The sequence below is a fragment of the Shewanella aestuarii genome, assembly GCF_011765625.1.
Taxonomy (GTDB): Bacteria; Pseudomonadota; Gammaproteobacteria; order Enterobacterales; family Shewanellaceae; genus Shewanella; species Shewanella aestuarii_A.
Genome location: NZ_CP050313.1, coordinates 1,845,467 through 1,866,407 on the forward strand (window position 1 = coordinate 1,845,467; position 20,941 = coordinate 1,866,407).

The window sequence follows — 20,941 nt, forward strand, 5'->3', positions numbered from 1 at the left end:
TGCTGACGTTTGTGATTTAAATATACATCATTGTACTTAAACTTTACTGACTATGATGCAGAGTGATTATTTAACACCTGTTTAGCGACCTCTTGATTGACTTCGGCAGGTCTGTATATGGCAATTAATTTCCTCATCAATGTTTTGCTGTCTTCGATAGCAATATACAAACATGGAATGAGACATAAGGTCACCACAGTGGCAAATAGCACACCAAAAGCAAGTGACACGGCCATTGGGATAACCATTTGAGCCTGCATACTGGTTTCAGACATAATAGGTATTAAGCCAATAAAGGTTGTTAGCGAGGTAAGCATTATCGCCCTAAAGCGTTTACAACCTGCATCAAGTACCGCTTGCTGCATGGGCATCCCATTTTTACGTGAGTTATTGACATAATCCACCATCACTAAGCTGTCGTTAACCACCACACCCGCTGCAGCAATAATACCGAATACTGACAGGGCACTTAGGTCAATACCTAAAATAATATGCCCCAATACAGAACCGATAACGCCAAATGGGATCACAGACATAATCATCATAGGTTGTAGATATGATTTTAATGGGATTGCTAACAAGGTGTAAATCAGCAACATAGACAAAATAAAGTCTCTTAATTGCGTGTCTGCACTATCTAATTGCTCTTGTATACTACCTGAGACCTCACTTCTTACTCGTGGATATTTGGCCAGTAATTCTGGGATAAAATTATCGCGGATATCTTTGGCCAGTTTAAATGGTTCTGCTTGCTCAGAATCAACAGATGCCCAAACGTTAATAGTGCGATTGCCGTTTTCACGTCGAATGCTATTAACACCTTGTACAACGGTAATTTCAGCAACTTCAGATAACGGTAATTCAGCGCCTTGACTGGTTTTAATTAATACATCTTGTACTAGAGCAATCGAGTTTCGCTGCTCTTCTGGGTAACGTAACATGACTTTAATTTCTTCACCGTTACGAATAATCCGCTGTGCTTCAAGCCCGTAGAAGCTGTTACCAACTTGTCCGGCAATGTTTGCAAGAGTTAAGCCTAAACTATGAGCTAAAGGTTTAAGTTGAAATTGCACTTCTTTAGCACTTGATTGTCGGCTATCGTTGACGTCACTCACGCCTTTAAGGGAATTAAGTTTGTCTTTAAGTGCAAGCGATGCCGCCACTAATTGTGCTTCATCTTTTCCTTCTAACCTAAAGCTAATATCGCCATCTTCACGTCCACCACCAAACAGGCTGTCTTGTACTTTGAATGATTTAACCCCCGGAATTTGCGGGATGGCTTGTCGCCATAGTTCGGCCAATTCAAAGGTATTAATTGGACGAATGGCAGGGTCGACTAGCTTAGTCATCACTTCTGCGTTAGTCCGGCCACGTAAGTCTACTTGCATTTCTGCAATCATATTTTGACCGTATTGCTGTTTAAGATCCGCATCTACTTTATAAAGCGCTGCTTCGATTGAAAGTGCTGCGTTTAAGGTTGCTTTTTCAGAAGCATCAACATTCATTTCTACATTGACTCGTGGAAAATCATGGGGGATTTTAGGTTGGCCAATAAAGCGTACTAATCCACCAGTATACAAGCCTGCACAAATTAGTATTAAGCTGATAAATAACATGATCACCGTATAACGATATTTAACGGCCACGACTAGGCTAGGGCGGTAGACGGTGACAATAAACCAACTGAGGCCTTTTTCGACTTTGCCTTGAATAAAATTGACCCCATTACGCAGCCAGTCTAATGGGTTTTTAGAGCCAGGTTGCACGACTTTAGGTTTTTTCATGTGAGCTAAGTGAGAAGGTAAAATCAATTTTGATTCAACCAATGAGAACAATAGGCATAAAATTACGACGTAACCTATGGCTTGACCAAAGGCAGAAGAAGGACCGTCATCTAAGGTGATAGGCAAAAAGGCGGCAATGGTGGTTAACACCCCAAAGGTGGCTGGTATGGCGACATGCTTTACACCTTTAATAACACTATCAATATTTTGCCCGTTTTGTTCGCATTCTGAGTGGGCGCTTTCACCCATGACAATGGCGTCATCAACGACAATACCCAGAACCAAAATAAAGGCAAACAGGCTAATTACGTTGATGGTCACGTCAATAAATGCCGTAGGCAAAAAGAGTAAAGTCCCTAAGAAGCAGACTGGTAAGCCCATCATGACCCAAAATGCTAAACGTACCCGTAAAAACAGTGCCAGAATTAGAAATACTAATAAAGCACCACTTTTCATGCTGTCTAACATTAGCTGCAAGCGACCTTCAAGGTAGTAGGTCATATCAACCCAAGGTTCTAGTGTTACCCCCTGTGGCAGCGTTTTTTGCTTATTTTCGACATACATGCGAATGGTTTTAGCCACATCGGTAATACTTTGATTGCGCGCAGCCCCGATAAAAAAGGTAACAGAATTCATACCATTAAACTTCGAGTATTGAATCCCATCTTCAAAGCCATCGTTTACCTTGGCTACATCACCTAATAGAATATTGGTGCCATCTGCTAGAGTAAGCAGTGGTAAGTCTTCAAATTCATATCCGACATATGCTTGATTTTGCACCCGTAAATTAATGTAGCCATTTTCTGCTTTAATTTGACCCGCAGACATATTGCGCGAATAACCTCGAACTGCTTCTGCCACATCATTAAAACTTAATCCAAATTCTCGCAAACGGTCTTTACTGACTTCGATACTGATTTCATAATTTAAACCACCATAGAATTCAGTAATATTCACGCCAGGTAGTTGCATCATTTCATCATGAATGCGTTCCCCAAGATCTTTGAGCTGACGTTCAGATAAATCTCCATATAGGCTTAGATACATCACTTCTTGACGAATTTTGATCCGCTCTACTTTTGGCGGCTCCATGCCTGCAGGAAAGGTCGAAATTGAATCAATTTCCGATTTCACTTCCTCTAACACCACCTGTGGATCGTATTCTTCTTCGATTTGAAAGTAACCGTTAGCCATATTGCGGTTAGAATAGGTGATAACTCTTTTTAGCCCTTGAACTCTTTCCAAGGCTTGTTCAATTTTGACCGTTATACCTTCTTCTACTTCCTGTGGCGCAGTGCCCGGGTAAACGGCACTAAACTCAATCCAGTTTATTTCTATTTGTGGGAAAAACTGCTTTCTAATAGTACTAGCTGTTAATAAACCACCCACTAAAATAATAATCATCAATAAGTTAGCTGCTACAGAGTTACGGGCAAACCATGCAATTAGCCCTTTGTTAGTATCTTCCATGACTACTCTCCACTGTCCATTGTAAGTTGAACAGTCGCCTCTAATGATGTGTCTGTGGGTTCGGATTGAAGTAATTTATCTTGCGGTAATTTAAGCTTCATGCCTTCAATAGGATAATCCAATGCGGATGTGATAAGACGCATACCGTTTTTTAGACCGCCAGAAATTACCACATTAGAACCATCTTGTCTTAGCATGGTAACGTCTTTATAGCGTAAGGTATTATCTTCATCTAATATGGCTACTTTGCCATTAGCGATTAAATGACGCGGTACTATGGTGACATCTCCAGCTCGAGCGCCTTCTATGTTAGCCGTGACATAAGTGCCGTAGCGTAATTCTCGCGAATTTGATTTCAGTCCGTAGGGATCGCTGACTTCAGCAACTAAATAGGTCATACGACTTTTACTATCGACTACGCCTTCGCTGCGAACAATTTTGGCTTGCCATTCGTGCTTACTGCCAGCGAAATTACCCACCAGTGTCACATTAGCATTAACGCCTTTTGATTCTAGATATTGAATTTCTTTATCTGCCAAGGGTAGGCGCACCTCAGCGATATCAGTATTTAATAATGTACCAATAGGCGTGCCTTTACTGACATATGATGCTAAACCAATTTCTCGGCTAGCAATTAAGGCGTCGTATGGAGCCCGAATGATCGTGCGTTCAAGGTTTCTGGTTGCCCGTTGTAAACCTGCTTCGGCGCTTTTTAGGCGAGCAATTTCTTGTGCTAGTTGTGGTTTTCGTAAACTTAAATCCGTTGGCTCGCTGTCGGTAATTCTTGCCCATTCGAGTTCAGCTACCTTTGCGTTCGCTTTTTCTTGAACCAGTGATGCTTTTGCCGTTGCAATATTGGCCTGCGCATCGAGCAAATCTGACTGGTAATCACTATCATCTATTTGCGCCAGAACAGTGCCGGCTTTGACAAAACCGCCTTTTACAAAAGCAGGATCAAGATAGGTTATTTCGCCGCTAACTTGAGCAATGATATCTGTTGTGTATTTTGCATTAACAACACCATAAGAAGAGACACTAAATGTCATAGGCTGATATTCAATTGTCTCAATTGATACCAAAGGTGTGGTGTCTATGGCCGGTTTTTCTTCAGGGGGTTTTTGTAACGCAGAAATTCCAGCAAAGGCACCAATTCCTATGGTTAGTACGACAATGGGTAATATAATCTGTTTTGTTGTCGCCACGAGACATCCTTAATTTGTTAGTGTTAATACTACGTCATCTGCCAATTATACTTAGCATGACTAAAATTAAGCTTATATTAAGCTAAATGTTGTTTTGTTGTTGTGTCAATGTGTAAACTTGTGTGTCTAACGTCAGCACAATACGCATAAACAATATGGAATGTTCATTGGATGGTTATCAATCACCTACATCAACTCGAAACCTCAAGATTATCATTGTCGTTGATGACTGAAGATGATACGCCATTATTTTATGAGCTCGATCAAGACGAAGCGGTAATGAAATACATTAATGGCGGGGTAAAAAGTAGCCACGACGATATTCATTTACGCTTTTTGCCAAGATTTCGCCGATATAATTTGCCAGAAAAAGGCTTTGGATTATGGAAGGTGACTGCAAAACCATCAGTATTTACATCAGAAATATCAGGGCAATATTTAGGTTGGATTTTAGTAAGACCTATGTATTTTTATACTGATAATCCGCATCACCATAATATTGAAATTGGATGGCGACTAAAGCAAAGTGCCTGGGGAAAGGGGGTTGCCACTGAAGCGGCAACAGCGGTGATGGATTTTATCGCTCAGCAACCTGAAGTGACTATGTTTACCGCTATTGCATTGGAGCACAACTTGGCGTCAATCGCTGTCATGAAAAAGCTGACAATGCAGTTTGTTAAAAAAGCGCTGCATACTGATGGCCCAGTTGCGCAAGAGTTAGTGTTTTATCAAAAAAGGCTCTAATAGGGCTATGGTTTAGATAACAAAAAAGCCAATCAACTGACTGGCCTTTTAGATTAACTGTTATATTAAAATCAACAGTATTACTGATTTAAACTCTATTTTTTAGAATCTAAGTAGCGCTCAGCGTCTAATGCCGCCATACAACCTGTGCCAGCAGAGGTAATGGCTTGACGATAATGTTGATCCATAACATCACCACAAGCATAAATGCCTTCAATACTAGTTTGGGTCGCATTACCTTGTAAGCCACTGTTTACCTTTAAGTAACCGTGGTTCATTTCAAGCTGACCTTCAAAAATACCGGTATTAGGACTATGACCAATCGCAACGAAAACGCCAGCGACTTCTAAATCAGTAATTGAGCCATCTTTGGTGCTTTTCTTTTTCAGTCCTGTTACACCCATATCATCGCCAACCACTTCTTCAAGGGTTTGGTCTAGATGAAGGATGATGTTGCCGTTAGCCACTTTGTCCATTAAGCGGTCAATTAAGATCTTTTCTGATCGGAAAGTATCACGACGATGGATTAAATGTACTTCTGAAGCGATATTACTTAAATAAAGAGCTTCTTCAACAGCGGTGTTACCACCACCAATAACCGCAACTTTCTGGTTACGATAGAAAAAACCATCACACGTTGCACAAGCTGAAACACCGCGCCCCATGAAAGCTTCTTCTGAAGGTAGACCTAAATATTTAGCTGATGCACCAGTGGCAATAATTAATGCATCACATGTATATTCGCCATTATCACCCTTAAGACGAAACGGACGTTCAGTCAGTGTGACTTCATTAATGTGATCAAACAAAATTTCAGTTTCAAACTTTTCAGCATGCTTTTGCATGCGTTCCATTAATGCTGGACCGGTTAAGTCTTCAGCGTCACCTGGCCAGTTTTCTACTTCAGTAGTGGTAGTTAGCTGTCCGCCTTGCTGCATGCCGGTGATCATCACAGGTTTCAGGTTAGCACGGGCAGCATAAACCGCTGCAGTATATCCAGCTGGGCCAGAACCTAAAATTAATAGGTTACTATGACGAGCTTCACTCATTTTAATTCTCCAGATTGATGCATAACGCAATTTGCAAAGATTGTAGGGAATTTACCTTTGTGGGTAAAGGGCACAAACGGTTATCTATTTCGATTGCGGTAATCTAATGTGTCAATAAATGCTGTCAGCTTAACGTTAAGCCAACAGCGAAAACGGTAACAACTAACTAATTGTTCAGTATGAAAGATGGCAAGAAGGAAGATTGTTTTTCTCTAAGTAATTCTGATGATACTCTTCAGCAACATGAAATGTTTGTAATGGAACGATTTCAGTAACTATGTGGCGCTGCCCCCAACGTCCACTCCGTGCAAAAGCGAGTTTAGATGCTTCTGCTTGGGCTTTTTGTTGTTTGTCATGATAAAAAATAGTGCTTCGATATTGAGTTCCAATATCGCCACCCTGCATGTTGAGCTGAGTTGGATTATGGTTTTTCCAAAAGATATCTAATAAGTCATCAAAACTCACAATATCAGCATCATATTCAACTTGAACTACCTCAGCATGTCCTGTCGTACCTGTTTTAACTTCCTCGTAGGTTGTCGCACTGTCTTTTCCCCCCATGTAGCCACAGGTTGCGTTAATTACACCATTAACTTCACGAAAGAAATACTCAACACCCCAAAAACAACCTGCCCCAAATGTTGCTAACGCCATGATGCTTCCTTGAAATAATTAAATGACTCGTGGATGTCTAGATGGCTAAAGTGTGAATAGTTTTACTTAAATAAGCAATAGTTGTTTTGATAATATTTGTATGTAAGTTATCAATATTGAATATACACACCAAAATTTGTTTCAAGCTATGGTAAAATCCGCGCCAACAATAAAAACTCAGTATTGATCGTTAGCGTTTGTTGATCGGCTTTAAAGCCAAATCCACTCAATAAAAACAACAATAAACTGAGAGTCCACATATTCAAGGAGCTTAAGTTGCAAGCACAACTTATGGAAAAGAAAGATTTTCTTGCTTTTACATTAGACAACCCAGCAGGCATATCAACAGGATTTAAATTTGAACTAGCACAGCACACTCAGGTTGAGGTGCTTGATACAGGTGCGATTGTTTTTAGTCCAATAGATCAAACTACGACTGGTCAACATAGCAAAAGCATTGTCCTTTCATGTGCGGTTCATGGCAATGAAACGGCTCCAATTGAAATTTGTAATGCCTTAATAACAGCATTATTAAATCAAACCATTAAAACAGCTCATCGATTATTATTTTTAATTGGTAATCCACCCGCTATCCACAATAAAACCCGCTTTATTGAAGAGAATATGAACCGCCTATTTAGTGGTGCCCATTCTAAAGGACAAGGCTTGATAAATGATGAACGTATCCGCGCCAAAAAATTAGAAAAATATGTCGCCGACTTTTTTAATAACGACTCAGCAAATAGTCAGCGTATTCACTATGATTTACATACTGCGATTCGTTCATCAAAACATGAAAAATTTGCTATCTATCCATATCGTTCAGGGCGCAGTTATAACGGAGAGCAAATGATGTTTTTAGCTGCGTGTGGTGTTGATACCATACTTTTTCATCATGAACCTACAACCACATTTAGCTATTATTCTTCTGAGCAATTTAATGCCGATGCTTTTACTGTCGAATTAGGTAAAGTAATGCCATTTGGTGAAAATGATATGTTACGTTTTGAACAGACACAGATCATGTTAACCATGCTTATCACTCAGCCGTCTGTCACTGTTGAACCATACGACCCAAAGCAACTCAATTTATACAAAGTCTCACGCTCGATTAATAAAAACGCAGATGACTTTAATTTTGCCTTTGCCAACGATGTACCTAATTTTAGTCAATTTAGGCAAGGTGAAATATTAGCAACAGAAGCAGGTAAGGCGATAACCGTTAATTCGCCAGTTGAAGCGATAGTGTTTCCCAATGCAAATGTACCCGTTGGGCAACGCACAGTATTGTGTTTGGTACCTGCGCCAAACGAAGATGTACAGTAGGCTAAAGCTATTGCGTAAAGCAATATATACAATGTTAGTCTTCCTAAAATCGTAACGTTAATTTAGAAACTATTGTATGGTAGTTTACGTTAACGTAATGTCTGACAGTAAATTATAATTAGGTCGCTACGATTTGGCGTAGCGACTAACAACAACAAGAGCATATTATGAGCAACGCACCACTGAACAATGAAACAGTGCACCGTGTCAGCTTCTTAGATAAAGCGTCATTGCACATTCCAATTTTGCGTATTCTTCAAGCCGATGGCACAACATATGAGAATGCAGTGCTACCCGTTATAGACCAAGAGCTTGCTGCAAAAATTTACGATACTTGTATTTTTACCCGCGTTCTTGATGAACGTATGTTAGGTGCCCAACGCCAAGGTCGTATTAGTTTTTATATGACCTGTATTGGAGAAGAAGCTGCCGTTGTTGGTAGTGCTGCAGCATTAGACAAAAACGACGTAATTTTAGCACAATATCGTGAGCAAGCTTCGTTGCGCTACCGTGGTTTTACGACTGAACAGTTTATGAACCAAATGTTCAGTAATGAAAAAGATCTCGGTAAAGGTCGCCAAATGCCAATTCATTACGGTTGTAGTGAGCTTAATTATCACACTATTTCATCTCCGCTAGGGACCCAAATTCCTCAAGCAACAGGGGTTGCTTTTAGTCAAAAGCTAAAAGGCGAGCGCAACGTGACCATTTGTTATTTTGGTGAGGGCGCTGCATCTGAAGGAGACTTTCATGCAGGCTTAAATATGGCTGCAGTGTTAAAGGCTCCAGTTATTTTCTTCTGTCGCAACAATGGTTATGCCATTTCAACGCCAACCGAAGAGCAGTTTGCAGGTAACGGGATTGCTAGTCGCGGTGTGGGCTATGGTATGCACACCATTCGCGTTGATGGTAATGATATGTTAGCTGTATTAGCGGCTACTCAACAAGCCCGTGCTTATGCTCTTGAAAATAATGCACCGGTATTGATTGAAGCGATGACTTACCGTTTAGGGGCGCATTCGTCTTCTGATGACCCATCTGGCTATCGTTCTAAAGAAGAAGAAGCGAAATGGCAACAGCATGATCCTGTTAAGCGCTTTAAACTTTGGTTAATTAATAAAGGCTGGTTAAAAGAAGCTGATGATACCAGTATTTATGAAAAGTACCGTGAAGAGGTGCTTGCTGCTGTTAAAGTAGCTGAAAAGCTACCTGTACCTCACTTGGACCAAATTATTGAAGATGTATACGACGTACCAACGCCGGCATTGAAAAAACAGTTAAAAGAACTGAAAGAACATATCAGTAAATATCCAAAAGCGTATCCGAAAAGTGCAGGGAGACTATAAGCCGTGGCTCAAATGAATATGTTACACGCCATTAATGAGGCGTTATCGATTGCCATGAAAGCCGACGAGCGCATGGTTGTTTTTGGGGAAGATGTCGGCCATTTTGGTGGTGTTTTCCGTGCAACGTCAGGATTGCAAGAGCAGTTTGGTCGCGATCGCTGCTTTAATACCCCTTTAACAGAGCAGGGGATTGCCGGTTTTGCCAATGGTCTTGCAGCAAACGGCATGACTGCGGTTGCTGAAATTCAGTTTGCCGATTATATTTTCCCGGCATTTGATCAAATCGTCAACGAGTCAGCTAAATTTCGTTACCGCAGTGGTAACGAATTTAATGTTGGCGGCCTCACGTATCGTACACCTTACGGTGGAGGTATTGCTGGTGGTCATTATCACTCACAATCGCCTGAAGCCTATTTTACGCAAACACCTGGTTTGAAAGTGGTTGTGCCTCGTAATCCAGAACAAGCTAAAGGCCTACTACTCGCTGCTATTCGCGATCCTAACCCTGTGATTTTCTTTGAACCTAAGCGCCTTTACCGCGCCTCTGTTGGCGATGTCCCTGAAGGTGATTATCAAATCGAATTAGGTAAAGCCGATGTGGTTAAGCAGGGTAGCGATATCACTGTTTTGGCTTGGGGTGCACAAATGGAGATTGTTGAAAAAGCCTGTGATATGGCAGCTAAAGAAGGTATTTCATGTGAAATCATCGACTTACGCACTCTATCGCCATGGGATGTTGATACTGTTGCCAAATCTGTTAAGAAAACCGGTCGTTTAGTGATTAACCATGAAGCGCCATTAACGGGTGGTTTTGCCGGTGAAATAGCCGCAACGATTCAACAAGAGTGTTTCTTGTATTTGGAATCACCTATTAGCCGAGTTTGTGGTTTAGATACGCCATACCCACTCATTCATGAAAAAGAATATATGCCTGATGAATTCAAAACGTTTGAAGCCATCAAAGCGACAATGTCATTTTAGGAGTGGTTATGATTAAAGATTTTATTCTACCTGACATTGGTGAAGGTGTTGTTGAATGTGAATTAGTCGATTGGCTGGTGTCTGAAGGCGATACTGTTGTTGAAGATCAGCCAATTGCAGATGTAATGACAGACAAAGCGTTAGTGCAAATTCCAGCGCCCCATGCAGGAGTCATCACTAAACTATATTATGCAAAAGGTGATATTGCGATTGTGCATGCGCCTTTGTATGCAGTTAAAATTTCTGATGATGTCGAGCAAGAAGCACCAGTGCAACAAGTTACCACTGAAACAGCGCAAGTTGATGTTACACAACATCAAGTAACAACATCGGGTGTAACTGTAGAAGACTTCCTTTTACCGGATATTGGCGAAGGTATTGTTGAATGTGAGCTTGTCGATTGGTTAGTTGCCGAAGGTGAGATGGTTGTTGAAGACCAACCGATAGCTGACGTGATGACAGATAAAGCATTAGTTCAAATCCCTGCGATGAAAGCCGGTAAAATTGTTAAACATTATTATCGCAAAGGTCAATTAGCTAAGGTGCATTCACCATTATTTGCTATAGAAGTTGAAGCTGATGTTAGCGTTACTGTTGAGGTTGAAGCACAAACTGCACCAGTGGCAGCAATGGCATCAAGTTCAAATGAAATGGTGATTCAGGGTAAAGCGTTAGCAAGTCCTGCGGTTCGCCGCATGGCAAGAGCTAAAGACATTAACATTGCAGATGTTAAAGGATCAGGAAAAAATGGCCGTGTTTATAAAGAAGATATTGAACGCCATCTTCAAAATGATTCATCTGCAATCGTAACTACTTCGGACACAGCATCTGCACAATCGGTTCAAGTGACAACGTCTACTGCTGTCAGCAATTCAACAGATAGAGTAGAACCCATTAAAGGTGTTAAAGCGGTAATGGCAAGAATGATGACAGAGTCTGTGTCAACCATTCCACATTTTACTTACTGTGAAGAGTTCGACCTAACCGATCTAGTTGCCATGCGTGAAAGCATGAAACAGCGTTATTCAACCGAAGAAGTTAAATTAACCATGATGCCTTTCTTTATGAAAGCCATGTCTTTGGCATTAAATGAATTTCCTATTCTAAATAGTCAAGTTAATGCTGATTGTACCGAATTGACCTATAAGTCTCGTCATAACATTGGTATGGCGGTAGATTCAAAAATGGGGTTATTAGTACCTAATGTTAAAGATGTGCATCTGAAGTCAATCTTAGAGGTCGCAGCTGAAATAACAAGGTTAACAAATGATGCTCGTAGCGGTCGGGTATCGCCAGCCGATCTGAAAGAAGGAACCATCACGATTTCAAATATTGGTGCTTTGGGTGGCACAATTGCAACACCTATTATCAATAAACCAGAAGTCGCTATTGTTGCTCTAGGTAAACTACAAAATTTACCGCGTTTTAATGATAACGGTGAAGTCGAAGCACGCAAGCTAATGCAAGTAAGCTGGTCAGGCGATCATCGTGTTATTGATGGTGGGACCATTGCCCGTTTCTGTAACTTGTGGAAGTTCTATTTAGAAAATCCACAAGAGATGATGATGGCTATGCGTTAATCGTTATTATATCGTGTGTAAAAATACCCTAAAGGACGTTAAATACGTCCTTTTGTTTTAGGTGTAGTTTCCGTATAATTCGCGCTAGAAATCACATTATTGGAACCGTTATGAGTCAGTCGGCACCCCAAATCGAAACAATTGATTATCCTTTCCCACCAAAGCCTGCCGTATTATCAGATGCGCAAAAGCAAGCATATAAAGCGCGTATAAAGCAGTTGCTAGTAGATCAAAATGCGGTCCTTGTTGCCCATTATTACACTGACCCTGAAATTCAAGCTTTAGCCGAAGAAACAGGAGGCTGTGTATCTGACTCATTAGAAATGGCGCGTTTTGGGCGTGATCATCCCGCTAAAACCCTGATTGTTGCAGGGGTTAAGTTTATGGGTGAAACTGCTAAAATTTTAAGCCCTGAAAAAACGATTTTAATGCCGACTTTAGAAGCCACTTGTTCACTTGATTTAGGTTGCCCTATTGATAAATTTAGTGAGTTTTGTGATGCTCACCCAGATCATACCGTTGTGGTTTACGCTAATACCTCAGCAGCGGTAAAAGCGCGTGCAGACTGGGTTGTCACCTCTAGTATTGCTTTAGAAATTGTTGAACATTTAGATGCTCAAGATAAAAAGATTATTTGGGGACCAGACCGCCATTTAGGCTCATACATTGCTAAACAAACAGGGGCAGAAATGCTGATGTGGCAGGGCGATTGTATTGTTCACGATGAATTTAAATCGAAAGCATTACGTGAGCTCAAAAAGCAATACCCCGATGCCGCAGTGTTAGTTCACCCTGAATCACCGGCAAGTGTTGTTGCAATGGCGGATGCTGTTGGTTCAACCAGTCAGCTTATTAAAGCTGCACAAACCATGAGTAATCACACGTTTATCGTGGCAACAGATCGCGGCATTTTTTATAAAATGCAGCAAGCTGCTCCAGGTAAAACATTAATTGAAGCACCAACTGGTGGTAATGGCGCAACCTGTAAAAGCTGTGCCCATTGCCCTTGGATGGCCATGAATGGCTTACAAGCGATAGAAGCATCACTGGCGGATACAGACAAAACCACCCATGAAATTTTTGTCGATGAAGAATTACGCCTTAAAGCGCTGATACCGTTAACAAGAATGCTTGATTTTGCCAAAGACTTAAATATGAAAGTAAAAGGTAATGCTTAACGATTAGCTTGTAGCTATACAAGCTTTATTATTCAGGTAAATCTCTGCGCTTGCGTGGAGATTTTTTTTACCAATATACATGATACCAATCGTAATAAATAACTGATCATTCTAGCTTGTGAAAATACCTGATAATAACTACTTATCAAAAAAATCTGCCTTGTTATCACGCATTTTTCCTACGCTATTTCTGGCCACTTATTTACTGTGATTGGTATGATATGTAGATGAGTAAAGCTGAGTTTCATTACTTCAATTAGTTTATTGTTCGTTTACAAACTTGCCGCAACTCAGCTTTTTTGCCGATTTATCATCAAACTTAACGCTTTTAAGCGAATTTAAAAACCACGTTTAAACGTCAAAATATGGCCTTTGAATTCTTTACTCAGATAATCGGTGTTGTCTGGTTTCTCTTGGCTAGCAATAAATCCAAATGTGGTCATTAGTTTGGCTAACTTATTTTTTCTGCCACGACCGGGATCGACAATAATTACCTCACATTGAGTATTAGCGTGGCTTGAGATGAATGTAGCCAACAGCTCAATATGTTCATCTTCATACAATAAATCGCTCCCTATGATGATGTCGAATAAGCCCAAGCTGTCAGTTCCATCTGCCCAGCCTACGCGCTCAAACGCAATATCTTTGCTATTGTTAAGATGAGTATTACGATTCAAGAAGGTTTGGACTTCAGGATGGTAGTCTGTTGCGGTAATGTCAGCTTGTTGTTTGTTTAGTAATAAACTGGCTAAAGCCATACCGCAGCCGACCTCCAAAATACGTTTTGATTGGGTATCATGGACAAACATATGGTGAGCCAGAACTAAACTTGATGGCCATAAAATGCCGAATAAAGGCCAAGATGCTGAGGAAATGCCTAAGCTTTCTGCTAAACCGTTTGGATCGTAAAATTCTTGATTGTTACGAAGTGTACAAAGGTGAATATCAAGCTTATCAAACTCAACGGTTTGATAGCTTAAGCGAAGATTTGTCATTGGCTGCCTAATGATGATGGCGCTGAGCCAACTATCTAAGATAAATGACAAAACGAATGTTGCACAACAATATAGTAAAACGGATACGAAGTAACGCTTTAACGCACAGTTTGTGCAATAAGCTATTTTAATAGTCTATTGTGCGGTCAGTTTTTGAATGGCTATCGCTAAAAGTATTGCTTGATTTAAACAACCACTTGGTTAATTGAACATTACGTTGATTAGCCGTTTATCGGCTAATCATACAACTTGATGTTGCTGTGGCTAATAACTTGCCATCTTGTGTCACCAATCTCGCCTCTGCGATGGCGAGGCTGGTACTTAAATTGATAAGTTTGCCTGTGGCAAATACAGCTTTATTTTTTGGAACAGGGCGAACCATCTTTATATTTAAATCTATGGTGGCGTAACTAACTCCAGCAGGAAGCGCAGAATGCACAGCACAGGCTGTTGCCGAGTCTAAAACTGTTGCGGCAAAACCACCATGAACGCCGCCCATAGGGTTTAAATGACGTTCATCCGCTACAGCTTCGAAGGTGATTTCACCTTCACTCACCGTTATTGCCTTCATGGGGATAGTTTGAGTAATGGATGGCGCAGGTATATGACCAGCTAACATGGCTTGCATAATTTGCAGTCCAGTCATTTCACGAATATTCATAAGTACCTTTATTGGTTCGTTAAAATAAAAAGGGTAAAGCTAAGCTTTACCCTTTAATCATCAACAGTATTGATTATGCAGCTTTTTCCTGTTTAACAGGAGCCTTAACATTGGCACGTAGAGCTTCTGGGTCAAAGTCATCAACATTGATAGACTTTAAACGACCAATTTCAGTACGTTCTAGTAAAGCTATTTCGCTGTCGCTTAAAATGCCTAATTCTTTGCCTTGGGCTGCAATTCTGTCTAAATACATGAATGGCAGACGCTTACCAGCGGCTTTACACACTTTATCGTATATAGGCTCTGCTGCTAACATATCGATAAAGGTCTGTTCTTGAATACCAACGGCATTGTGTTCGCAGTTAGTAAAGAACTGACCTTTACCTAAACGATCACGGCTAGCACAAGGTGTTTGCATTATCTTGGCAACTTTATGATCTAAGACATCTGATGGACGCTTAACTGCACGACCAAATGGGAAAATCACTAAGCGTAATACGTGACCTAAGCCCATTGGGAAGTTGTTAAGTAAATCATCTAACGAGTCTTGCAACTTGTATAATGAATCTTCAACAGCCCATTGTACTAATGGTAAATCTTCAGTTAGACGACCATCATCTTGATAACGCTTCAGTGTTGCTGAAACAAGATAAAGCTGACTTAACAAATCACCTAAACGCGCAGAAATACGCTCTTTACGTTTTAAATTGCCACCTAAGGTTCCCATTGCTAAATCAGATAATAACGCTAAGTTAGCACTGAAACGGTTCATCTGTTGGTAGTAACGTTTTGTTTTATCAGAATAGGGTGCATTACTGAAACGAGCACCAGTTAAACCCATCCAGAAGCTACGCACGAAATTTGAAACCGCAAAACCAATATGACCTAAGATAGCATCATCGAAGTTAGTTAAACCACGAGCTGAATCGGTGTCGAATGCCGATTCCATTTCAGCTAATACATATGGATGACAGCGAATGGCGCCTTGTCCATAAATGATCATTGAACGCGTTAGAATGTTTGCGCCTTCAACGGTAATTGCAATCGGAGCGGCTTGATAACCGCGGCCTAAGTAATTATTCGGGCCTAAACACACACCTTTACCACCATGGATATCCATCGCATCAATAATGCATTTTTGCATTCTGTCGGTTAGGTGGAATTTCACGATTGCTGAAATCACCGATGGCTTTTCACCTAAATCAATCGCTGTAGTGGTTAAACTAGCTGCTGCATCCATTAGGTAAGCGTTACCGCCAATGCGAGCCATTGGCTCTTCAATACCTTCAAGTTTTCCAATTGGTAGTTTGAACTGACGACGGATACGTGAATATGCACCTGTCGCTATAGCAGCAGTTTTCACACCACCAGCAGAGTTAGAAGGAAGCGTAATACCACGTCCTACCGATAAACACTCAACCAGCATACGCCAGCCTTGGCCAGCCATTTTAGGGCCACCAATGATAAAGCTCAGTGGTACGAACACTTCATTTCCGCGAGTTGGACCGTTTTGGAACATACAGTTAAGCGGAAAGTGACGACGTCCTGTTTCAACCCCAGGGATGTCTGTTGGTATTAGGGCACAAGTGATGCCTAATTCTTCTTCACCACCCAATAGGCCTTCAGGATCGCGCAATTTAAATGCTAAACCCAGTACAGTAGCAACAGGAGCAAGGGTAATGTAACGCTTGTTCCAGGTGAGTTTCATACCAAGTACTTCTTCACCTTGGAATTCACCTTTACATACAACACCAAAGTCAGGAATAGATCCCGCATCACTGCCAGCTTCTGGGCTTGTTAATGCGAAACAAGGGACTTCTAATCCTTTAGCTAAACGAGGTAAGTAATGGTCTTGTTGTTCAGGCGTACCGTAGTGTTGCAGTAACTCACCTGGGCCTAACGAATTTGGTACACCAACCGTAGAAGCTAATTCACTGCTTACGCCAGCAAGTTTTTGTAAAACGCGAGATTGTGCATAAGCTGAATATTCTAAACCGCCGTATTTCTTCTTAATAATCATGGCAAAGAAACCGTGATCTTTTAAGTATTGCCATACTTCTTGCGGTAAATCACCAAGCTCGTGTGAAACTTGATGTTGGTTTACCATCTTACAAACTTCTTCGACAGGACCGTCTAAGAAAGCTTGTTCTTCAGCGGTTAGACGTGCTTGAGGATAGTTATGTAATTTTTTCCAGTTTGGATTACCTGCGAATAAGTCAGCTTCCCACCATGTAGTACCAGCTTCGATAGCTTCTTTTTCAGTGGTAGACATTTCTGGCATGATACCGCGATACACTTTTAAAAGTGGGCGGCTGATAAAATTCTGTCTAAAAGATTTAATGTTAAACGGTAGAGCCACTACAAGGAAAACTATCCAAGCAATATTACCGATGATATCCATTGTGCTACCGACAGCCATAACAATTGCCGTGGCAACTGTTGTGGTGACAAGCGATACCCTGAGGTATGACATTGTGCCGATCACAAAGATCAATGCGATGATCCAAAGTAGGGTGGTCACTTTACTTACTCCTTAAAGTCTATTCAGATGTGAATGACTCGTTTTATGTTGATCCTAATCACAAGTATAGACTGTGGTCTGACCTGTGCCACATAAAATTAACCTGTGCAGTGATCGAATACAAGTATTTTTCAAACAATTGTTTAAATTTTTATGTATCAATGTTATTCCACTGGTTATTTAGTCAAGTTACAATACGACCGACGACAAAATTTCGGTTCAATAAAGGCGATTAAATGTGCGAATTACTGGCGATGAGTGCCAATGTACCTACTGATATTGTATTTAGTTTCACAGGGTTAGCGGAGCGAGGTGGCGTTACTGGCCCACATGTTGACGGCTGGGGAATAACTTTTTACGAAGGTAAAGGTAGTCGTACTTTTAAAGATGCTCGCCCAAGCAGTGATTCATATATTGCCCAGTTGATTAAGTCGTATCCAATCAAAAGTGAAATTGTAGTCAGTCATATCCGTCAAGCTAATCGTGGTTGTGTATCGTTAGAAAACACCCATCCATTTACCCGTGAGCTTTGGGGGCGTTATTGGACTTATGCGCACAATGGCCAGTTAAGCGATTACCAACAAAAGTTTAAAGTGACCCGGTTCCAAGCTGTTGGTGATACAGATAGTGAAATGGCATTTTGTTGGATACTGGAGCAAGTGGTTGCCAAATTTGGAGACTCAGCACCTGAGAATATGGATGTAGTATTTAAATTCATCAGTACTTTGGCTGATGAGATCCGTGAACTTGGCGTGTTTAACATGATTTTAAGTGACGGTATTGATTTAATGGCGTATTGCTCTAATAACCTATGCCACATAACACGATGTGCGCCCTTTGGCAAAGCCACCTTAATTGATACTGATGTTGTGATTGATTTTCAGAAAGAAACCACGCCAAATGATGTTGTCACAGTAATTGCAACACGGCCGTTAACCAAGAATGAGCAATGGCATATTTTAAAGCCAGGTGAATGGCAATTATTCAGACAAGGTGCAAGTAGATTAAGTCAGCCTTGATGCCTTATTTTTAGGGCTGAGCTGAGCCAATAATAAAAACGCCAACTTCAGTGAGTTGGCGTTTTCTATTAATGATCAGACATTATTGAATTAATCCTTAACCAATTGTTTGATTCTCTCAATTTCAGCCGCTGATAATTCATCATTAGCAATGTTTATCTCGACTTTTTCATCTGTTTCTTTGTCTGTGGTTTCATCTTCTTTTGAATTTATATCTAGCAGCGTTTTTTGTGCCATGTGTTGTTCGAATATACGTTGTTCAAATACCAAATCTAATTTGGGAATGACAGGCAATGGCTTATCATATTGATACTTGGCCAATTGTAAATCTAGTTGTTTACTGCCTTTTGAATAATGGCTTAATCTTATAGGTAGATAAGCTAAATCAGGCGCCATCCAAAAAAAAGTTTGCCGCTTTTTACTATTTCTTACCACTTCAAATTTAACCGTTTCAAAAGTGCCGCCATCGACGGTGATGGTTTCATTACCAACAATTTTGAATTCATAGCCGTCAATTTCTTTCTCTTTAACCATCTTATATTCAAGTGGTCTTTTATTGGCAATGACATCCATTCTAAATTGCAGTTGTACCATTAAAGGCTCATAAATGAGGTCCTGATAATCGAGCTTTAACGCTTCTTTTTTATAAATGGTATGAATTAAATTTTGATGTTTTGCAAAAGAAGTTTGTTCTGAATATTCACTCCCAGTGCCGCTGCGTTGATGGACAAAGCGAAAGGGTACAAGTGTGCCATTTTCAATAGTAAAATCACTTTGAAGACTGCGTTCATCCGATAGCATTAATAGGCTTACTCGGCTGTTAAAAAAATACTGATAATAACCGCTATCGGTTGCTGGTAATCGATACTTAGCATCGCCTAACTCGATGCTTCCATAATAAACCTTATAATCTGCGGTATGAGGAGTTAATGGTGCAAGAGCAATGTCAGGGCTTACTGCTTGCATAGTTTGTTTGGCAGGTTGTTCTGGCAATACATCTATTGATGTTTGTGCAAAGGCAATTTGTGATAAAAAGCTACCAAACATTGCCGATGAAACAGCAATGATTGCTTTTCTTGATTGCGAAAGTGTGTTTAACAATTCTTGTCACCCTAATTGAGAAGTGAGTTTAACTGACTGTAAAGCTAATCTAATAACAACCTAATTAAAATGGCAACGTCATCACCAATGTGGCCATATCTGGCTGCCATAAGTGGTTTGACAACAATATTTTGCCATTGTTCACTTGGACATCTTCTAATCTTAATCGTTCGATTTGTAACCGATAGAGTGTTGAGTCATTAGGAAATGCAATTTTACCTGCAGAATTAATGACTCTATGCCAAGGCAAGTCTTGTGATTGCGAAAGTTTAAGTGCCCGAGAAACAAAACGCGCCCTACCGGGTAATCCTGCTAAATCAGCAACTTTCCCATAAGGCAATACTTTACCTCTAGGAATGATGTTAACGACGAAACAGATCCTTTCAACAGGTGTCCATTGATTTTGTGTTGGTTGCATAACTGATAGATAATCACATTTATTTTATTGTGCAATAAATGTGATAGCAGTGAAAGCGGGGGAATTCAAATATATAAATTTATGGACGTATCTTTATAAATGTTAAATTACTGTCAGGTATATACAGAAGAAATGAGAAAACGCTCCAGCTAAAACAAATAGATGCCAAATGGCATGATTAAATGGAATTTTTTTATTGATATAAAAGATTACCCCTAAGCTGTAGAACAGCCCACCGCCCAATAATAAACCGAATGCCATTCCTGACATATTAGCGATTAAATCTTTCATTACAGTGATACAAAGCCAGCCCATGATCAGATAAAGCACCAAACTAAATTGCTTAAACCTACCTATGAAGAGTGTTTTAAACACAATTCCACCAAAAGCTAAACACCAAATAGCTGTTAAAACATTTAATGCATTATCATTTTGTAAAGATATAAGCATTAGCGGTGTGTAAGTACCTGCAATTAGTGTGTAAATAGCACAGTGATCAGCCATTTTAAAACGCTTTCGCCAAACACTTGTTTTGCTTGAATGATAAAGTGTTGATGCAAGGAATAAAACTATGATGCTGCAACCATAAATTGTAATACCAGTTAACTGCATCAAAGTGAGATCATTTCTAGCATGCGTGAGCATAAAAATTAATCCAATAATACCAGCCACAACGCCTGCAGCATGAGAAAGGCTGTTAGCGATCTCTTCATTAATACTGTAGTCAGATGTATTTGATGTTAATGGGGTTGCTATCTTGATATCCGTTTCCAAGCTCATTGTTATGCCATTTGTGGTTTACAAATTTAGTGCAAACAGTCTATCAGGCAAAAAAACAAAAAACCACATTTAAGTGTACATGTGTACGCTGAGCTTGTGGTGTTGTTAATTTTAGTGAGGTGTAAAATAATA

17 protein-coding genes are annotated in these 20,941 nt (G+C 40.3%); 7 read left to right on the forward strand and 10 right to left on the reverse strand.

The features are described from left to right. Positions 1-50: 50 nt before the first annotated feature. Complete coding sequence (locus HBH39_RS08350) at positions 51-3,254, reverse strand: efflux RND transporter permease subunit (RefSeq protein ID WP_167677309.1); 3,204 nt, start codon at positions 3,252-3,254, stop codon at positions 51-53. Between the two features lie 2 nt (positions 3,255-3,256). Beyond that, positions 3,257-4,456 carry an efflux RND transporter periplasmic adaptor subunit gene (locus HBH39_RS08355; RefSeq protein WP_167677311.1) on the reverse strand — a complete coding sequence of 400 codons (1,200 nt, stop codon included), beginning with the start codon at positions 4,454-4,456 and terminating at the stop codon, positions 3,257-3,259. Positions 4,457-4,627: 171 nt separating this feature from the next. On the opposite strand from HBH39_RS08355, the gene HBH39_RS08360 reads away from it, so the two are divergent. Continuing rightward, the gene (locus tag HBH39_RS08360) at positions 4,628-5,200 is read left to right on the forward strand and encodes a GNAT family N-acetyltransferase (protein WP_167677313.1); all 573 of its coding nucleotides are present in this window, start codon (positions 4,628-4,630) and stop codon (positions 5,198-5,200) included. A gap of 95 nt (positions 5,201-5,295) precedes the next feature. Here the strand turns inward: HBH39_RS08360 and trxB are convergent, their stop codons facing one another. Continuing rightward, entirely contained in the window at positions 5,296-6,249 is a 954-nt protein-coding gene (gene trxB, locus HBH39_RS08365; protein WP_167677315.1) for a thioredoxin-disulfide reductase, read from the reverse strand. A gap of 174 nt (positions 6,250-6,423) precedes the next feature. After that, entirely contained in the window at positions 6,424-6,903 is a 480-nt protein-coding gene (msrA, locus tag HBH39_RS08370; protein WP_167677317.1) for a peptide-methionine (S)-S-oxide reductase MsrA, read from the reverse strand. 276 nt (positions 6,904-7,179) lie between these two features. On the opposite strand from msrA, the gene astE reads away from it, so the two are divergent. The 5 genes from astE (at position 7,180) to nadA (ending at position 13,314) form a co-directional block, all read left to right on the forward strand. After that, positions 7,180-8,229, forward strand: a complete 1,050-nt coding sequence (gene astE / locus HBH39_RS08375; protein ID WP_167677319.1) for a succinylglutamate desuccinylase — start codon at positions 7,180-7,182, stop codon at positions 8,227-8,229. Positions 8,230-8,396: 167 nt separating this feature from the next. Further along, complete coding sequence (locus HBH39_RS08380; protein ID WP_167677321.1) at positions 8,397-9,575, forward strand: thiamine pyrophosphate-dependent dehydrogenase E1 component subunit alpha; 1,179 nt, start codon at positions 8,397-8,399, stop codon at positions 9,573-9,575. A gap of 3 nt (positions 9,576-9,578) precedes the next feature. Next, entirely contained in the window at positions 9,579-10,556 is a 978-nt protein-coding gene (locus tag HBH39_RS08385; RefSeq protein ID WP_167677323.1) for an alpha-ketoacid dehydrogenase subunit beta, read from the forward strand. Positions 10,557-10,564: 8 nt separating this feature from the next. Continuing rightward, a complete protein-coding gene (locus HBH39_RS08390; RefSeq protein ID WP_167677325.1) occupies positions 10,565-12,136 on the forward strand; it encodes a dihydrolipoyllysine-residue acetyltransferase in 1,572 nt (523 codons plus the stop codon). Between the two features lie 110 nt (positions 12,137-12,246). Next, positions 12,247-13,314, forward strand: a complete 1,068-nt coding sequence (nadA, locus tag HBH39_RS08395) for a quinolinate synthase NadA (protein ID WP_167677327.1) — start codon at positions 12,247-12,249, stop codon at positions 13,312-13,314. Between the two features lie 338 nt (positions 13,315-13,652). On the opposite strand, the gene HBH39_RS08400 is transcribed toward nadA, so the two are convergent. The 3 genes from HBH39_RS08400 to fadE form a co-directional block, all read right to left on the reverse strand. Next, a complete protein-coding gene (locus HBH39_RS08400; RefSeq protein ID WP_167677329.1) occupies positions 13,653-14,309 on the reverse strand; it encodes a class I SAM-dependent methyltransferase in 657 nt (218 codons plus the stop codon). A gap of 229 nt (positions 14,310-14,538) precedes the next feature. Next, complete coding sequence (locus tag HBH39_RS08405; protein ID WP_167677331.1) at positions 14,539-14,970, reverse strand: PaaI family thioesterase; 432 nt, start codon at positions 14,968-14,970, stop codon at positions 14,539-14,541. A gap of 73 nt (positions 14,971-15,043) precedes the next feature. Then, positions 15,044-17,491, reverse strand: coding sequence for an acyl-CoA dehydrogenase FadE (fadE, locus tag HBH39_RS08410; RefSeq protein WP_167677333.1), 2,448 nt, complete (start codon positions 17,489-17,491; stop codon positions 15,044-15,046). A gap of 236 nt (positions 17,492-17,727) precedes the next feature. On the opposite strand from fadE, the gene HBH39_RS08415 reads away from it, so the two are divergent. Next, entirely contained in the window at positions 17,728-18,510 is a 783-nt protein-coding gene (locus tag HBH39_RS08415) for a class II glutamine amidotransferase (protein ID WP_167677335.1), read from the forward strand. 90 nt (positions 18,511-18,600) lie between these two features. Here HBH39_RS08415 and HBH39_RS08420 read toward each other — a convergent pair whose 3' ends face one another. The 3 genes from HBH39_RS08420 to trhA form a co-directional block, all read right to left on the reverse strand. Next, positions 18,601-19,611, reverse strand: coding sequence for a DUF3108 domain-containing protein (locus HBH39_RS08420; RefSeq protein WP_244325763.1), 1,011 nt, complete (start codon positions 19,609-19,611; stop codon positions 18,601-18,603). Positions 19,612-19,675: 64 nt separating this feature from the next. Beyond that, positions 19,676-20,029 carry an MGMT family protein gene (locus tag HBH39_RS08425; protein WP_167677337.1) on the reverse strand — a complete coding sequence of 118 codons (354 nt, stop codon included), beginning with the start codon at positions 20,027-20,029 and terminating at the stop codon, positions 19,676-19,678. Positions 20,030-20,131: 102 nt separating this feature from the next. Then, positions 20,132-20,809 carry a PAQR family membrane homeostasis protein TrhA gene (gene trhA, locus HBH39_RS08430; RefSeq protein ID WP_167677339.1) on the reverse strand — a complete coding sequence of 226 codons (678 nt, stop codon included), beginning with the start codon at positions 20,807-20,809 and terminating at the stop codon, positions 20,132-20,134. Positions 20,810-20,941 lie beyond the last annotated feature (132 nt).

Excerpts from the sequence above, each read along its gene's own strand:
- HBH39_RS08360 (WP_167677313.1), top strand. The coding sequence starts at position 4,628 with ATGGTTATCAATCACCTACATCAACTCGAAACCTCAAGATTATCATTG.
- HBH39_RS08415 (WP_167677335.1), top strand. The coding sequence starts at position 17,728 with ATGTGCGAATTACTGGCGATGAGTGCCAATGTACCTACTGATATTGTA.
- HBH39_RS08380 (WP_167677321.1), top strand. The coding sequence starts at position 8,397 with ATGAGCAACGCACCACTGAACAATGAAACAGTGCACCGTGTCAGCTTC.
- HBH39_RS08350 (WP_167677309.1), bottom strand. The coding sequence starts at position 3,254 with ATGGAAGATACTAACAAAGGGCTAATTGCATGGTTTGCCCGTAACTCT.
- HBH39_RS08400 (WP_167677329.1), bottom strand. The coding sequence starts at position 14,309 with ATGACAAATCTTCGCTTAAGCTATCAAACCGTTGAGTTTGATAAGCTT.
- HBH39_RS08425 (WP_167677337.1), bottom strand. The coding sequence starts at position 20,029 with ATGCAACCAACACAAAATCAATGGACACCTGTTGAAAGGATCTGTTTC.
- trhA (WP_167677339.1), bottom strand. The coding sequence starts at position 20,809 with ATGAGCTTGGAAACGGATATCAAGATAGCAACCCCATTAACATCAAAT.
- HBH39_RS08390 (WP_167677325.1), top strand. The coding sequence starts at position 10,565 with ATGATTAAAGATTTTATTCTACCTGACATTGGTGAAGGTGTTGTTGAA.
- nadA (WP_167677327.1), top strand. The coding sequence starts at position 12,247 with ATGAGTCAGTCGGCACCCCAAATCGAAACAATTGATTATCCTTTCCCA.
- HBH39_RS08405 (WP_167677331.1), bottom strand. The coding sequence starts at position 14,970 with ATGAATATTCGTGAAATGACTGGACTGCAAATTATGCAAGCCATGTTA.
- msrA (WP_167677317.1), bottom strand. The coding sequence starts at position 6,903 with ATGGCGTTAGCAACATTTGGGGCAGGTTGTTTTTGGGGTGTTGAGTAT.
- trxB (WP_167677315.1), bottom strand. The coding sequence starts at position 6,249 with ATGAGTGAAGCTCGTCATAGTAACCTATTAATTTTAGGTTCTGGCCCA.